The organism is Synechococcus sp. CBW1004, from assembly GCF_015840715.1.
Lineage (GTDB): Bacteria > Cyanobacteriota > Cyanobacteriia > PCC-6307 > Cyanobiaceae > Cyanobium.
On sequence record NZ_CP060397.1, the window covers coordinates 1,503,156 to 1,518,570 of the forward strand.

The window sequence follows — 15,415 nt, forward strand, 5'->3', positions numbered from 1 at the left end:
CCCCAGCCTGATCCGGCCTGCGGATGTCGGGCGTGCAGAGGTGACAGGGGCCGGCATCCGATGGCACAACCTCAGCCATCAGCGGCGGCAGAGTCACGGTGCCTTCAGGGAGGCGCCTCTCCCACGCTGACTTTGATCAGCGACCGACCCCGAATGACGCACGTCCTGTGGTGGGATGTTCGGCTGCTCGATTCACGCTGACAGTGCAGGAGCCTCAGCGATGATCAGATGGCCCTTACCACCATGTTTGGCGACATACATGGCCTGATCGGCACGCTCCAGCAGAGCGGTCATCGATTCGTCCGGATCAGCGGCATTGAGGGCGATCCCGATGCTGGCGCCGATGCGCACCTGCAGGCCATCAAAGAAGAAAGGCGCTTTGAGCCCGATCACGATCCTGGCGGCGAGCTTCCTGCTGATCTGCGGGTCCGCACAGTTGCGGAAGATCACGATGAACTCGTCTCCGCCGAGGCGCCCCAGAATGTCCTCTTCGCGCAGAAAGCCCCGCAGCCGTCGGGTCACCGCCACCAGCACCTGATCGCCGACGGCGTGGCCATAGGCGTCATTCACAGGCTTGAAGTCATCCAGGTCGATCATGCAGACCGCCACCTGCCGGCTGCTGCCACCCGCAGGGTCCCCGAGGATTCTCTGCAGTTCCTGCTCCACCCCGCGCCGGTTCCAGACGCCGGTGAGGGGATCGCTGAGTGCCTTGCGCTCCAGCTCGGCCTTTTCCTGCAGGAGCAGCAGTTCCCGCCGACGGCTCTGCCGGCGGAGCTTCTGCTGGGCACTCACCAGCAGGGCGCCCACCAGGGCGGTGGCGAGGCCGCCGAGCACCAGGTACTGGCGGGCCAGCAACGCCAGCACCGCATCGGTGCTGCTCGACCAGGTGCGCAGCCGCAGCAGGCCGAGCGGTTCCGTCCCCGCATCGATCCGGGTCCAGCGGGTCGAGAGCGACCCACTGCGCCGGCTGCCAGACGTGTCCTCCTGCAGCGGTGTGATCCGGGCCGGCTCGAACTGCAGGGTGGGCTCCGCTTCGGGGCGCTCGCGCTGCAGATGGACCAGCACCCTGCCGCCGGGATCGGTGACCAGGGCCGAAGCCAGGGACGGGTCGGCCATCGCCTGCTGCAGGCGCGATTCCAGGCCGGCGTAGTCGTTCACCGCCAGCTGGTCCGCCAGGCCCACCACCAGCCCGCGCGCCAGGGCAGCACGCGCCCGCTCCTGGGACTGCTCGATGAGCTGCCGGGATTGCTGATACGAGACCCCGCCGATCACCAGACCGGTGAGCACACTGAGGCTGGCCACCAGGGTGCCCGATGGCAGTCGTCTCAGGTGTGGCGGTCGCCCGGATTCAGTCACCACCCTCCACGACGTACCGCTCGAGTCCCAGGGCGGCGAGTGGGGCGTAATCACGTCCGTGGTCGGCCTTCACCACCATCGGCAACTGCACCCTGGCCAGCAGCTGCCGCCCTTGAGCCGTTCGGCCGAGGTCGAGAAAGGCCTCCTGAACCCTGAGGCGCACCTTCACCGGCACCGTGGCGGCCGCCGAAAAGGGATGGGCCGGGAAGGGCGGAGTGCGCCAGAGCACCCGCAGGCGCTGGCGCACCTCCGGCCGCTCCCGCTGGAGCGTGTTGTTCACGCCGCCTCCCGCCAGGCTGCTGCCCAGGATCACGGCGCGATACACGTTGGAGTGGGTGCGCACGTAACTGGGGGTGATGCGGATGCCGGCGCGGCTGAGCAGGGCCCGTGGCAGCAGCGAGGCGGCAAAGGCGTTGGGTGCCGGGAAGGCCACCGTGGCGCCGTTCAGATCGGCGAGTCGGCGCACAGGACTGTCCTTGCGCACCACCAGGATCCCCTCGAGCTGGCTCTGGCCATCGCGCAACAGCGGGATGAACCCTCGCCAGCGCTGGGCCATCACCTGGTGGTACGGGTTCATGAAGGCGAAGTCCAGCTGGCCGCTGCGCAGCTGTTGTTCGAAGGCGGGGATCGAGGGGGCGACCACCAGCACCAGACACTGGCCCGCCCGTTGTCCCACCTGCCGGAGCACCGGGGTCCAGCTGGACACGATCTCCCGGGGAGGCAGCTGGGGCACGATGCCCACCCGCCAGGTCCGCCCACCCGGCGTCCCCAGACAAGGGGAGGATTCCGCCGCCGCCACTGAAGGCCGTGCCAGACAGAACAGCAGGGCCAACAGCCCCGGGCGGACCAGCCTGCGACTCATCCCGGCTCATGCGGCGCCCTGAGCTGCGGGGCACCGTCGTCGTCCGGTTGCGGAGACCGCATCCCGCCGCTGTCCATGGGATCAGAGCCGCCTGCAGTTGCCCGGACCTCCCCCATGGACGGGGGGGGATGTCGCCGCTGATCGGCGGCTGGCAGCCAGTCGCCGCATGATGTCCCTCAGGTAGCTCATGGCGGCAGATTGACGCTTCCTGGCTAGTGTGCCGTCCCAGAGATTTGCGCACAAAGCCGCTGGAGCTTCTCCAGGATTGAGTCAGCTGTCGCCGTCCAGTTGAACGGGGCCTTGGTCGTGTTGTAGGCGGCCACAAACTGCTCGATCCTGGCGATCAGCTCTTTGACGCTGGAGAAGCTGCCGCGCCGGATTGCCCGCTGGGTGATCAGTCCAAACCAGCGCTCCACCTGGTTGAGCCAGGAGGCGTAGGTGGGGGTGTAGTGGACGTGGAAACGGGGACGCTGGGCCAGCCAGGCACGCACCTTGGCGTGCTTGTGGGTGCAGTAGTTGTCCACGATCAAGTGCAGGTCCAGATCCTCGGGGACGGACTTCTCGATCTGCCTGAGGAACCCCAGGAACTCCTGGTGGCGGTGCCGGGGTTTGCACTGAGTGATTACCTCACCGGTCGCCACGTCCAGCGCGGCAAACAGGGTCGTGGTGCCGTGGCGGATGTAGTCATGCGTCACACCCTCCACGTAGCCCAGCCCCATGGGCAGCAGCGGTTGGGTGCGGTCGAGGGCCTGGATCTGCGTCTTCTCGTCGACGCAGAGCACCATCGCCTTGTCGGGCGGGTTCAGGTACAGGCCAACGATGTCCCGAACCTTCTCCACAAAGAACGGATCGGTGGAGAGCTTGAACGATTTCTGCCGGTGGGGCTGGAGCGAGAAGGTCTGCAGCCAGCGGTGAACCGTGGACTTGGAGATCCCTGTTTCTGCGGCCAAAGTCCGAGCGCTCCAGTGCGTGCTGCCATCGGTTGGCTTGCTCTGCAGGGCTCGGTTGATCACCTCCGCCACCGTGTCGTCCTCATAGGTCCGCGGGCGGCCTGAACGGAGCTCGTCGTGCAGCCCCTCGATCCCCAGATCGAGGTAGCGCTGCCGCCATTTGCCCACCGTTGCGCTGCGAACGCCAAATCGCTTGGCAACTGAGGTGTTGGTGTCACCAGCTGCGCAGGCCAGGACGATCTGCGCCCGCTGAACGATCGAATGGGGCAAGGACCTTGATCCAGCCAGGCTCTGGAGCTGGCTGGCCTCATCAGCCGACAGCTCCAGAGGAGCCATGGGGCGCCCGCTTGGCATGAAACGACCCCCTCGGGAGACACTTCATATTGTAGCGGCTATTTGCGGGACGGCACACTAGATCATTCTGCTGGATCCGTGCCGCGATGACCACCGGCAGCACACCGGGAGCGGTGACGGTTGATGCTCCAGAGCGCCCTTGGCCGCCACTCTCGCCGGGCAAGGCCTGGAGAACGATGGCCACCATGGGCTGCAGGTCCCGCATGGTTGGGGGTGTCTGCGTCGCCATGCCGCAACCCACGCATCCAAGCCCATCGGCAGATCGCTGACACCCTCGCTGCGGCTGGCTAGCCCGTGGGAGTTCCGCATGTCCTGCCCTGATGGTCCGTGACGCCGCCGAGTTGATCTTCTCCGGAGGCCCCATCCTCACGATGGAGTCCTCGATGCCCCGCGCCGAGGCCATCGCCATCGCCGGTGGACACATCCTGGCGGTGGGATCCAGGGCCGAGGTGATGGCCCATGCCGGACCAGACACCCGGCATGTCGATCTGGCGGGCCGCACCCTGCTGCCGGGCTTCATTGATGCCCATGGACACTTCGCCAATGCCCTGCAGGTGGTGGGCTGGGCCAACGTCCAGCGGCCACCGGCGGGCCCCGTCACCAGCATCGCCAGCCTGCAGGAGGTGTTGCGCGAGCACGTCGCCGCTCACCCGGTGGCGAAAGGCGGCTGGGTCATCGCCTACGGCTACGACGTCGACGGTCTGTCCGACGGGCGCCCCCTCGACAAGGCCGATCTCGATGCGCTGTTTCCGGAGAACCCGGTGATGGTGCTCCACAACTCCAACCACGGCGCCGTGCTCAAGGAAGCTCTGATCAAGACCGGGAATTGAGCGCAAGCGTGTCTCATTCTCGTCAATGAGACACAAGTGGGGTATTTTGTCCTTGGCTACTCGCCAGGTGCTTCAATCCAGGGCCTGACTGGCTTATTTCTCGTGAGTTCCCCGATCATTTTTGGCTGCTCACCCTCAAGATGGCACACTTATTCTGTCATTTACGCTGTAGAAGGACAACGTTCGCGCACCATCCAGAGATTGGCGAGGGCAAACAGCATCGTCAGCTTGAGGTTGTTCTTGCGGATGCCTCGGTAGAAGACCTTCCGAAATCCAAACTGGCACTTGATGATCCGAAATGGATGCTCCACCTTTGCCCTGACATGTGCTTTCGCCGCCTCCATCAGATCCAGCAGTCTTCCCTCTGGGGTGTCCGCTAGAACTCGGCGCTGTCCGGGCTTCATGGCGATGCGCATCTCTGCTTCGCAGTCCTTGAACGCCTCACGCTTTTCGATGCCGATGTGGCCAGAGTCGCCGTAGATCACGCGTTCCTCGCCATGGACGCGATCGGGTGCCGTGTTCAGCTCATGGACGTTGGCAGCCGTGCTCACCACGGAATGGACCAGACCCGAGGCTGCATCCACACCGATGTGGCACCGCATCCCAAAGAACCACTGGTTGCCTTTGGCCACCGAGTGCATTTCAGGATCCCGCTCGCCCGTCTTGTTCTTGGTTGAACTGGGAGCGTTGATGATTGTGGCATCGAGGATCGTACCCTCCTTAAGCATCACGCCCTTCTCCCGCAGGCTCTGGTTCACCGTCTCCAGGATCTGCTCTGCTATCCGATTCTCTTCCAGGAGGTGGCGGAAGTTCAGGATCGTCGTCTCGTCAGGGATCCGGTCCTCAACCATGTCGATCCCAGCAAAGCGGCGGAAGCAGGGGGTATCGATCAGCATCTCCTCCATCAAGGGATCGGAAAGCGTGAACCACTGCTGCAGCAGGTGGATGCGCAGCATCACCTCCAGCGGAAACGGTGGGCGCCCGCCCTTGGCAGAAGGCCTGTGGTACACAGGCGAAATCAAGGCCAGGAAAGGATCCCAGGGCACTGTGGCTTCCATCTCATCGAGGAAGCGCTGCCGGCGCGTTTTCTTCTTGGCGTAGGTCTGCTCGTAGTCCGTGAAACCCAACTGGAGGGGGGCCGCCATCCGCTGCCAGTCTCATTATTGGAACTGTACTGATTCTATCGGGTTTTTCAGGGGTTCCCTCAACAGCTGTGGCCTTGCCCTGGCGGGCTACGACGCCAGCACCCCGGATCCGGCCGGTGGGGTGATCGTGCGCCGGCCCGGCAGCACCGAGCCCGCCGGCCTGGTGATGGGAACGGCCTTCATCCCCTTGTTCGTGCACATGCCGCAGCCGTCCGAAGACGAGCGGCTGGCCCAGTTTCAAGCGGCCCAACGGCTGTACACCGCCAAGGGCATCACCACCGTGCAGGACGGCGCCACGGTGGCCGGCGATCTCGACCTGTTTCAGCGCGCCGCCCGAGAAGGCCGTCTCTGCGTCGATCTGGTGCTGCTGCCGCTGGTGCTCGAAGTGCCGGAGATGCTGCGCGAGCGCTTCCCGACGTTTCAGGGCAAACCGCTGGAGCTGCCCCACCCAGCGCGCGACGTCTTTGGCCAGTACCGCGATCACCTCAAGTTCCAGGGCATCAAGCTGCTGGTGGATGGCTCGCCTCAGGGCAAGACCGCCTTCTGGGGCGAGCCGCTGCTGACTCCCGGCCCCAACGGCGAGGCCAACTGGCGCGGCCAGCCGGTCTGCCCGCCTGAGCAGCTCTTCGAGGCGGTGGAGCGGCTGTCAGCACAGGGCATCCAGTTGTTTGCCCACTGCAACGGCGATGCCGCGATCGACCTGATGATCGAGGCCTGCCGCCGGGCGGGGCTCAAGCCTGAACAGGACCACCGCACGGTGATCATTCACTCCCAGTTCATGGCGCCGGGGCAGCTGGAGCAGTACGTGGAGCTGGGTCTGCACCCCAGCTTCTTCACGGTGCATGCCTTCTTCTTCGGCGACACACACCTCGCCAACCTCGGGCCGGAACGGGCCGGGCGCATGAGCCCGATGGCCAGCGCCATGGCCCTGGGCCTGCACTGCTCCAACCACAACGACTTCTCGGTGACGCCGATCGAGCCGATGCGCATGGTGGAAACGGCCATGACCCGCCGCACGCGAACCGGCGTGGTGCTGGGTGAATCGGAGCGGGTGAGCGCCGAAGCGGCCCTGCGGGCGCTCACGATCGAAGCCGCCTGGCAGATCCGCGAAGAATCGAGCAAGGGCAGCCTGGCCACGGGTAAGCGCGCCGATCTGGTGATCCTGGATGCCGACCCCCCACGGCCACCCCGGCCGAGCAGCTCAACGCCATCGGGGTTGTGGCCACGCTCAAGGACGGCGCGTGCATTCATGGCTCCCTGGAGGGTGTGCGGACATGAGCAACAGCCTTGGAACGGAGTCGCCGCTGGCTTCCCTGCGCGGCGTGCCGGCCACCGTCGTCGGTGGCTATCTGGGCTCGGGCAAGACCACGCTGATCAACGGCTGGCTGCAGGCCGGGACATGCCAAGGCTGGGCCCTGCTGGTCAACGACCTCGGCAGCATCAACATCGACGCCGAACGCCTGCGCCAGGACAACGGCCGCCTGCTCGAGCTGGGCGGCGGCTGCGTCTGCTGCACCCTGCGCGATGGCCTGGGGGCGGCTCTGCTGGAGCTGGCCCGGCGCGAGGTGCCCCCGGCCCATGTGCTGATCGAAACCAGCGGCATGGCCGTGCCCCAGCGGGTGGCCAGCCAACTGCTGCTGCAGGGCCTCAGCCTGTCCAGGGTGCTGCTGGTGATCGACCTGGAACGCATCGAAGCCCTCTGGCACGACCCCTGGGTGGGTGAGCTGGTGCAGCAGCAGTTCGAGGGGGTGGATGTGCTGCAGTTCAGCAAGGCGGATCGGCTCGGCGCGGCTGAAGCGGAGCGGCGTCAGCAGTGGCTGAGGCAGCAGCTTGAGGCGCGACAGCGCGAGTCAACCCCGCCGTTTCACAGCGAACGGCAGCTGGTGCGCAGTGATCGGTGGCTGCAGGGCGAACCGCTCGGACGTCAGCAGGTGCTGGCCTGGGCAGCCCAGCTGGGGCCCGAGGTGCTGCGCGCCAAGGGCGAGCTCTGGCTTGCCGATGCCCCCGAGGGCCCTGTGTCGTTCGACCGCGTCGGCGAGCGGGTGAGCCTGGCCGCCGCGCCCAGCCGTCCCTGGCGCAGCACCCTGGAACGCCGGGGGCACCTGGTGGCCATCAGCCGCGCCACCGCCCCGGCTCCCAGCTGGCCCACCACCTGCCCTGCCGCTTCGCCTGCCCCCTCTCTGATCCCCGCATGAGCGAGAAAACCACCCATGCCCTGGCGGTGCCCTTTCTGGGGGTGCTGGCCAGCCTGCAACTGATCGACCCGACCGTGGCCAACACGGCTCTGGTGAAGGCCGCTCAGACGCTGCACATGCAGGGCGCCACCCTGGCCCTCGCCGCCAGCATCTCGACCCTGGCCCAGGCCGCCACCGTGCTGCTGATGGGTTTTCTGGGCGATCGCCTCGGCCGCCGTCAGGTGCTGATGGGGTCTCTCCTTCTCTCGATCGCCGGCGATGGCATCGCCCTGTCGGCCCCCAATGCCGGAATGTTTCTCCTGGGCCGCGCCCTGGTGGGCATCGGCGTGGGCGCTGTTCTGGCCCTCACGTTCGCCTCGGTGCGCTTCGTCAGCCGGCCCGAGCAGCTGGGCAAGGCCCTGGGGGTGTGGAACCTGCTGATCATCGTGGGCTTCATCGGCGGCTCGCTGCTGGGTGGCGTGCTGGCGGACAGCAGCTGGCGGCTGGCCCTGGGCCTGGTGCCCCTGATCGCCCTGCTGTGCCTGCCCCTGATCCCGGCGCTTCTGCCGGAGATGCCAGCCAACGGTGACCTGCGGGCCGACTGGCCGGGCCTGATCAGCATCGCCCTGGCGATGGTGCTGTTTCTCACCGGCGTCAGCCATGCCGTGAGCGGCTTCACGGCGCCCCAGTTCTGGATGCCCACCTTCGGCGGGGTGCTCCTGTTCGGAGTGCATCTGCTGATCGAGCGCCGCCGTCAGGAGCCGATCTTCCCGGTGTCGCTCTACGGCCGCGGCCTGTTTGCGGCCGCCATCGTGAGTGGCATCGCCTGGAACTTCGCCCAGGCGGTGGTGCAGCTGCAGACCAGCAACTTCTGGCAACTCGTGCAGCGCTACAGCACCAGTCAGGTGGCCCTGGCCCAGCTGCCGCTGCTGATCTGCTTCGCCGGCGGTGGCGTGCTGGCCGGCCGGCTGATGGCACCGGGGCGCCGCACGATCCAGCTGATGGCGGGCGGCATCGGCGCCCTGGTGCTGGGCCTGGTGCTGCTGGCAGGCATTCGCCCCAGCAGTCTCTATATCACCTTCATTCCCGGCCTGGTGCTGGCGGGCACGGGGCTGGCCTTTGTCTCGGTGCCCCAGTCGGCGTTGTTCGTGCAGGAGGCACCGGCCCGCTACTTCGGGGCGGTCACCGCCTTCCGCACCACCACCGGGCAGCTCGGGTTCGCCCTCGGCTTTGCCGCCAGCGGCGCCATGGTGAACGGCTTCGGCTTCGCCAGCCTGCGGGACCGGCTGCTCAAGCTCGGCGCCAGTCCGGAGCAGCTGCCGGAGATGGAGGCCAAGGTGCGCGCCTCCCTCAGCAGCGGCGTGCTCAGCCACGCCAACGCTGCGCCATCCCAGGTGATCGACGTGCTCACCGCCTCCTATGCCAGCGGCCTAGCGGGCACCATGCTGGTGGTGGCGGTGTTGGTGGCGCTGCTGGGGGCGATCAGCCTGCTGCTGCTGGTGATCGGCCGGCAGCAGGGCAGCCCGCAGTCCTGAGGATGGACCGTCCTGAGGGCTTCACCTGACCCGGGCGGGCTGCGCTCGGACCTGATCACAGCGGTGGGTGCCTCAGCCCTCGGAGACCGCGACACACCCGCGGAGCGGATCGCCGACCTCGACGTTGCCCAGGTCAGAGCAGCGCGGCCAGGGCATCGGCCGGCATGGGTTGACCAAACAGATAGCCCTGAAAGCTGTTGCAGCCCAGTTCCTTGAGGGCCTGGTACTGGGCCTGTGTCTCAACCCCTTCCGCCATGGTCTGCAGGCCCAGCTTGCGGGCGATCACGAGGGTGGAATCGAAAAAGATGGTTGGACTGTGCAGCGTGGCCCAGGCAGCGGCCAGACAGAGCACAACGAGAGCCAGGACCTGGAGATGACCTGGAGCGGTGATCCTCATCTGCAAGCTACGGTGCCCCATACGTCGTCGAGGAGCCGGAGGGCGCAGGAATGATCAGCATTACCCTGCCCCCATGAAGGAATACGGCAAATTAGCAGACTTTGACTACTGCCTGACCACCACCGATCACGACTCTGGGCGCATCAAAGCCTGGAGCGCTGGCTGGTGGGCAGTCCCTCGGCAGCTCCGGCAGGGGAGGGCACCGGGGAGAACCATGCACGTGCTGCATCGCGGTGGTGGCGTTGCCCACCCAGAGCATGGCAACAGCGATGAGGAAACCCGCGAGTCAGTGCGAATCACAGAGGAGATGGCGCCGCGCCGCCCGGGATCGATCCCGGGCCATAGAAAACGTCTCGCATGGGTTCGATGGCCGTGTGATGTTCATGGGAGAATTCCTCACTGTGATGCCATCGTTGGCCGTTGCGATTGGGACAGGCCCAAGGAGTCATCACCACAACGATGTGCCCTGCATCTTCGGCGCATCTCCATCACCAGCCTCAAACAGCACCCAATGCCCACAGGGGCGTCAGCGCAGCCGACGGGGCCCAGCCGCAGCCTTCGCTGGCTCTGAAGTGCGCGACCACCGAGTGCTGAGTTGGTCTGGCGGGATGAGGAGGATCCTTGCCCTGCAGCGACATCCGGTCACCACATCCCTCAACCTGGAGCGGGGCGGGGCGGGCCGAGGGGGCCTGCTGACGAGGCGGCCGGCGGCTCGTGCAGCCGGGCCGCTGCCAGAGCACCCCTGTCTGCTGAACGATGTCTCCCTGGACGAGCGGTCAGCGTGAAACTGACGGGCTGAAGCGGTGGAAGGAGCAGGCCTGTCCCCACGCTCTGGAGCGCCCCCGGCATGCGGAGGGGTTCTGCCAACGCGACTGCCAGAAAGAGGTGCTGAAAAAGCCGATGGTCGGACTTGAACCGACGACCTACTGATTACGAATCAGTTGCTCTACCGCTGAGCTACACCGGCATGGCAGCGAACGTAGCATCCAGGCACCGTGCGCCTGGGCCGTCGCCCCTGCCGATGCCGCCCTCCGCTCCGGATCGCTCGACGGCCCCCTCACCGGGGCGTTCCAACGGTGCCCAGGACCGTCTGGACCCGGCCCTGCGTCAACGTCTGCTTCAGGAGGCCCGTACCCCCTGGCGCGGCCTGCGACGGGCTCTCTGGCTTGCTCTCACCGCCTCTGCCGGCCTTGGGCTGGCCACCATGACCATGCGGCTCTCGTCAGGGGATTCGGTGGCCGCCAGCGACCTGATGATCCAGCTGACTGCCCTGTCGCTGTTCGGGGGTCTGCTCTGGTTCGATCGCAACCGCGACCCCGCCTCCTGACGGGCGCTCAGGCGCCTCTTGGTTCTCCGGAGGCCTGAGCGGCATCGGCAGGCGGCTCGGTCTCACTGCTGGGTTGGGTCTCACCTGTGGGGTGGGCCTCCGCTACTTCAGGGTCCTCGGCAGCGAGCGACTGAGCATCCGTGGAGACTTCTGCTTCAGCCGCCTGCGACCTCTCTGGAACGTCGGCCTGCACAGGGGCAGTGGCGGCCACGGGAGGAGCGGAGACGGAGGAAGCGACGGCAGCTGGAGAAGCCTGCGGAGCCGGCCCGGGTCGACCGCCGGATGTGGCTGGCGTCCCGGTGGCGATCGGCAATGGATCGAGCAGCAGCAGGGGCAGGCCCAGGCAGAGCCGCTGCTCCTCCAGTTCCGCCTGCGGCATCGGTCGGGCCGCGGCCACCGTGTCGGAGCGGCGGCTCAGCAGCCACAACGCTTGGAGCAGCTGCTGCCACTGCCACAGCATCAACGCCAGCAGACCAGCCGCGAGGAGCAGTACCACCAGCCGAGGACTGTCCTGAAGCGGCGACAGCGAGGAGGCGACAGCAGCGTGCTCGTCCAGCCACCACAACAGCGGCAGGCTGGTCACCCCCGCGAGGGCCAGTCCCAGACGCGGAGCCAGGTTGTCCTGCAGTCGGCTCAGGCGCTGCTGCAGGGGTCTGCGCGCCCGCAGCGGGGTCTGAAGAAACAGCAGCGACCAGACATCGGCAGGCCGATGCCAGAGCAGCACCGTCGGTGCCAGAGCCCCCAGGGCCCAGCAGAGAAGCCGCTCCAACCCGGGAACCGGGCCTGGATCACTGCCGGCCAGCAGAAGCAGCAGCAGCAACCCCTCGAGTGGGAAAACCCCCGCCCCGATCAGCTGGACCCAGAGCAGTGGTTCGCTGCGGGGTGGCATGGCGGGGCTGGGGGACCTGGCAGAGGTGGGCGAAGCAGCGGGCGTCAGATGCTGAGGGTGCGCCGCTGGGTGACGAGCTTGTAGGCCTCGATCCGGTCGCCCTCCTTCCAGGAATTGAACCGATCGGTGCCGACCCCGCACTCGAAGCCGGTGGCCACCTCCTTGACGTCATCCTTGTTGCGACGCAGCGAATCGAGATCGCCTTCGTAGACGAGCTCCTTGCCGCGATGCACGCGGACGCGGCAGTTGCGCTGCAGCTTGCCATTGGTGACATAACAGCCCGCAACAGCGTTCTTGCCGATCGTGAACACGGCACGCACCTCGGCTTCGCCCAGGGATTCCTCGACCAGTTCAGGCTCGAGCAGGCCCTCCATGGCGTTCTGGATGTCCTCAAGGAGCTTGTAGATGACGTCGTAGTCGCGCACATCCACGCCGGTGGCATCGGCGGCACGACGGGCTCCCGGTGCCATCGAGGTGTTGAAGCCGATGATCACAGCGCCGGAGGCCGCCGCCAGATCGACGTCGGTCTCGGTGATCTCTCCCGGAGCCGAGAGCAGCACCCGCACCTGCACCTCCTCCTGGGGCAGCTGCTCCAGTGAACCGAGGATCGCCTCGACGCTGCCCTGCACGTCGGCCTTGAGGATGAGGTTGAGCTCCTTGAGCTCGCCCTCGCTCACCTGGCCGGACATCGACGCCAGCGACACACGGCGGGAGGCCATCTGCTGCGCCAGGCGGGTGGCGCGGGCCTCGCTGGCCCGGTCGCCCACCACGGCACGCGCCGACTTCTCGTCGGGATAGACCTCGAACTCGTCACCGGCGGTGGGCACCTCGCTGAAGCCCAGCGCCTCGACGGCCGCAGCAGGCCCTGCCTCCTTGACGCGCTTGCCGGTGTCGTCGACCATCGCCCGCACCTTGCCCAGGATCGGGCCGGCCGCCAGGACATCGCCGGCGCGCAGGGTGCCGTTCTGAATCAGCAGCGTGGCCACCGGACCCTTGGCCTTGTCGAGGTGGGCCTCGATCACGGTTCCCTTGGCCATCCGCTGCGGGTTGGCCTTGAGATCCTCCACATCGCTCACCAGCAGGATCATCTCCAGCAGCTGGTCGATGTTCTCGCCCTTGATGGCACTCACCGGCACCATCACGGTGTTGCCACCCCAGTCCTCTGGCACAAGCTCAAGGCCGGAGAGCTCCTGCTTGACCCGGTCGGGCTGGGCACCCTCCTTGTCGATCTTGTTGATCGCCACCACGATCGGCACCTCAGCGGCGCGGGCGTGGCTGATCGCCTCCAGGGTCTGGGGACGGACGCCGTCATCGGCGGCGACCACCAGAACGGCCACGTCGGTGACCTTGGTGCCACGGGCCCGCATGGCGGTGAACGCCTCGTGGCCCGGGGTGTCGAGGAACGTGATCTTCGCCTGACCGCCGCCGTGGGGCACCTCGACCTGATAAGCACCGATGTGCTGCGTGATGCCACCGGCCTCGCCGGCCGCCACCCGTGTCTTGCGGATCGCGTCGAGCAGGCTCGTCTTGCCGTGGTCGACATGGCCCATCACCGTGACCACGGGCGGACGTCGGATCAGGTGCGCGAGATCGCTCTCCTCGATCATCTCCACGGTCTTGGCCGCAGCGGACTGGACGTCGTCCTCGAGGACCGGCACACCGAATTCGTCAGCGACGGTCTCGATGGTCGGCAGATCAAGCGTCTGGGTGACGGTGGCGCTGATCCCCTTGAAGAAGAGGGATTTGATGATCTCGGAACTCTCGACACCGAGACGGTCAGCCAGCTCCTGCACCGTGAGGTTGCCCTCCGGCACGATCAGCATCTCGGGCCGCTGGGCCTTGAGCTCGCGGGCCGCCCGCAGCTCCATGGCCCGGCGACGCTGGCGCTGGCGGGTGGTCTCCTTCTTGCGCTTGCGCACCGCGACGGTGGGCTTGGTGCCACTGGGCTGGGAGGCGCGGGGCTTGGCGGGCCGAGCCAGGCTGGCCTGGAGCACGACCGCATCGTGCTCGCCGGCGTAGCCGCTGGTCTCGGCCGTGAGCGCGTCATCGTTCTCGCCGATGATGTGCACCTTCTGGCGCTGTTTCTGCGGCGTGCGGCTGCGCAGGGCCTCGAGCTTGGCGCTGTCGTCCCAGTCGGGGCGGCGGGCACGGGCCGGGCCGGTCGGGGGCTGTGGCGCCCGGAAGCCTGGGCGACGCGGAGCCGTGGCCGTGGGCCGAACGACCGCTTCGGTCTCGCGGGTGGGGGTTTCTCCCTCCTCACCGGGACGGCGGGGCGGCGGCGCGGTGGGGCGGCCGGGCGGCTTCTGCAGCTGCATCAGCTCGCCGGGGGCCATCGGCTTGCGCATGCCCGACGGCATGCCCGGGCGTCCCGGCGCAGCAGGGCGTCCGGCGGACGGGGTGCCCGGGCCGGCGGTGTCGCGGCGGATCGGCTTGCCGACCAGCTCCAGGGGCGTGGCCGCCGGGCGGCCGCCACTGGCGGGACCACGGCCGAAGGGCGGGGTGGGGCGACCGGCACCGGGACGCACGGGAGCCGGGGCACCGGGGCGCTGCGGGCGCGGCGTCGGCACCGCCGGACGGTTGGCGCCACCGGCGGCCGGGGCCGCGGGCTGGGGACGCCCCACCAGCTGAGGGCGACCGGCGGGGGCGCCGGCCGCCGGGCGAGCCGGCTGCGCGGGCCGGGAAGGGCCACCGCGCTGCGGCGCCTGAGGCAGGCGGGTGATCGTGGGGCCACCCGGACGGGTGGGAGCGGCACCGGAGGTGCCACCCTGAGCCCTGGCTGGAGGGGCGGACGGACGAGGGGGTGGGGCCACGGGTTTGGCCACCGGTGGCGTCGGGCGGGAGGCGGGCACCGACCCGGCGGCAGCCGGCTTGGACGGGGCTGCCGTCGGCTTGCTGGGCGCGGGGGCGGCGGGCTTGGCCGAGGTGGGAGCCGGACGGGCGGGAGCCGAGGCCGCGGGCTTGGCCGCGGGAGCGGACGGGCGCGGCGCCGGCCCACCGGTGGCGATCACCACGGGCTTGGAAGGTGCGCTGGCGGCCCGCGCCACCGGGGCAGCGGGCCGGGCCGGGGCTGCGGCCGCTGGGCTCACAGGCCTGGGTGCGGCGGCTGGGCGGGGCTGAGCCGGAGCGGCCGCCGGCTTGGCGGGCGTGGCAGCGACAGGCCTGGCGGGAGCGGGAGCAGCGGGCTTGGCCGGCCCCGCCACCGGACGGGGGGCTGGGGCGGCAGGGCGGGCGGGAGAGGCCAGCGCCGGGGCCTCGGCCTCGGTGGTGGCCTTCTTCACCGACAGAATCGCCTTGGCGGGCTGGGCGGGAGCGGCAGGAGCCGCGGCGGAGCGGACCAGCACCGCCCGGATCCGGGCGGCTTCGTCGTCGCTGATCGAGCTGCTGTGGCTCCGGACCGCGATCGACAGCTTCTCAGCGGCATCGAGCACGTCCTTGTTGTCCAGTCCCAGGTCCCGGGACAGCTCATAAATTCTGACTTTGCCGCTGCTGGTCATTCAGGTCTCCAATGGAACGGGGCCGCGACTCGCATCCGACCGGGGATCCCGAAGGAGACCACCGTTCGGGGCAGCGACTGCCACCGGGCCGCACGCACACGG

The 15,415-nt window shown here is 68.1% G+C and carries 11 protein-coding genes, 1 tRNA gene and 1 pseudogene; 5 read left to right on the forward strand and 8 right to left on the reverse strand.

Annotated features, from left to right (window positions below):
• Positions 1-192 precede the first annotated feature (192 nt).
• The 3 genes from H8F25_RS07285 to H8F25_RS07295 all read right to left on the reverse strand — a co-directional run bounded on the left by H8F25_RS07285 (position 193) and on the right by H8F25_RS07295 (position 3,522).
• Entirely contained in the window at positions 193-1,302 is a 1,110-nt protein-coding gene (locus tag H8F25_RS07285) for a diguanylate cyclase (protein ID WP_197212862.1), read from the reverse strand.
• A 46-nt stretch (positions 1,303-1,348) separates the two neighbouring features.
• Positions 1,349-2,218, reverse strand: coding sequence for a phosphate/phosphite/phosphonate ABC transporter substrate-binding protein (locus tag H8F25_RS07290; protein ID WP_197212864.1), 870 nt, complete (start codon positions 2,216-2,218; stop codon positions 1,349-1,351).
• Between the two features lie 212 nt (positions 2,219-2,430).
• Complete coding sequence (locus H8F25_RS07295) at positions 2,431-3,522, reverse strand: IS630 family transposase (protein ID WP_197210262.1); 1,092 nt, start codon at positions 3,520-3,522, stop codon at positions 2,431-2,433.
• A 320-nt stretch (positions 3,523-3,842) separates the two neighbouring features.
• Between H8F25_RS07295 and H8F25_RS07300 the strand changes: the two genes are divergently transcribed.
• A complete protein-coding gene (locus H8F25_RS07300) occupies positions 3,843-4,352 on the forward strand; it encodes an amidohydrolase family protein (RefSeq protein WP_231597246.1) in 510 nt (169 codons plus the stop codon).
• A gap of 161 nt (positions 4,353-4,513) precedes the next feature.
• Here H8F25_RS07300 and H8F25_RS07305 read toward each other — a convergent pair whose 3' ends face one another.
• Positions 4,514-5,497 (reverse strand): IS5 family transposase, encoded by a 984-nt coding sequence (locus tag H8F25_RS07305; protein ID WP_197212525.1) that lies wholly within the window; start codon positions 5,495-5,497, stop codon positions 4,514-4,516.
• On the opposite strand from H8F25_RS07305, the pseudogene H8F25_RS17665 reads away from it, so the two are divergent.
• The 3 genes and pseudogenes from H8F25_RS17665 to H8F25_RS07325 form a co-directional block, all read left to right on the forward strand.
• A pseudogene (locus tag H8F25_RS17665) lies at positions 5,469-6,653 on the forward strand (amidohydrolase); the annotation flags it as partial. The gene H8F25_RS07305 and the pseudogene H8F25_RS17665 sit on opposite strands and share 29 nt — an antisense overlap.
• A 118-nt stretch (positions 6,654-6,771) precedes the next feature.
• On the forward strand, positions 6,772-7,692 hold the full coding sequence (locus tag H8F25_RS07320; protein WP_231597247.1) for a GTP-binding protein: 921 nt from the start codon (positions 6,772-6,774) through the stop codon (positions 7,690-7,692).
• Positions 7,689-9,206 (forward strand): MFS transporter, encoded by a 1,518-nt coding sequence (locus H8F25_RS07325; protein WP_197212868.1) that lies wholly within the window; start codon positions 7,689-7,691, stop codon positions 9,204-9,206. The genes H8F25_RS07320 and H8F25_RS07325 overlap by 4 nt, the downstream gene beginning before the upstream one ends.
• Positions 9,207-9,339: 133 nt before the next feature.
• Here H8F25_RS07325 and H8F25_RS07330 read toward each other — a convergent pair whose 3' ends face one another.
• Positions 9,340-9,603 (reverse strand): EAL domain-containing protein, encoded by a 264-nt coding sequence (locus H8F25_RS07330; protein WP_197212869.1) that lies wholly within the window; start codon positions 9,601-9,603, stop codon positions 9,340-9,342.
• 895 nt (positions 9,604-10,498) lie between these two features.
• Positions 10,499-10,570 (reverse strand) — tRNA-Thr (locus H8F25_RS07335).
• A gap of 54 nt (positions 10,571-10,624) precedes the next feature.
• On the opposite strand from H8F25_RS07335, the gene H8F25_RS07340 reads away from it, so the two are divergent.
• Complete coding sequence (locus tag H8F25_RS07340) at positions 10,625-10,930, forward strand: DUF3493 domain-containing protein (protein ID WP_197212870.1); 306 nt, start codon at positions 10,625-10,627, stop codon at positions 10,928-10,930.
• Between the two features lie 7 nt (positions 10,931-10,937).
• Here the strand turns inward: H8F25_RS07340 and H8F25_RS07345 are convergent, their stop codons facing one another.
• Positions 10,938-11,819, reverse strand: a complete 882-nt coding sequence (locus H8F25_RS07345; RefSeq protein WP_197212872.1) for a low-complexity tail membrane protein — start codon at positions 11,817-11,819, stop codon at positions 10,938-10,940.
• A gap of 44 nt (positions 11,820-11,863) precedes the next feature.
• A complete protein-coding gene (gene infB, locus H8F25_RS07350; protein ID WP_197212873.1) occupies positions 11,864-15,313 on the reverse strand; it encodes a translation initiation factor IF-2 in 3,450 nt (1,149 codons plus the stop codon).
• Positions 15,314-15,415: the final 102 nt, after the last annotated feature.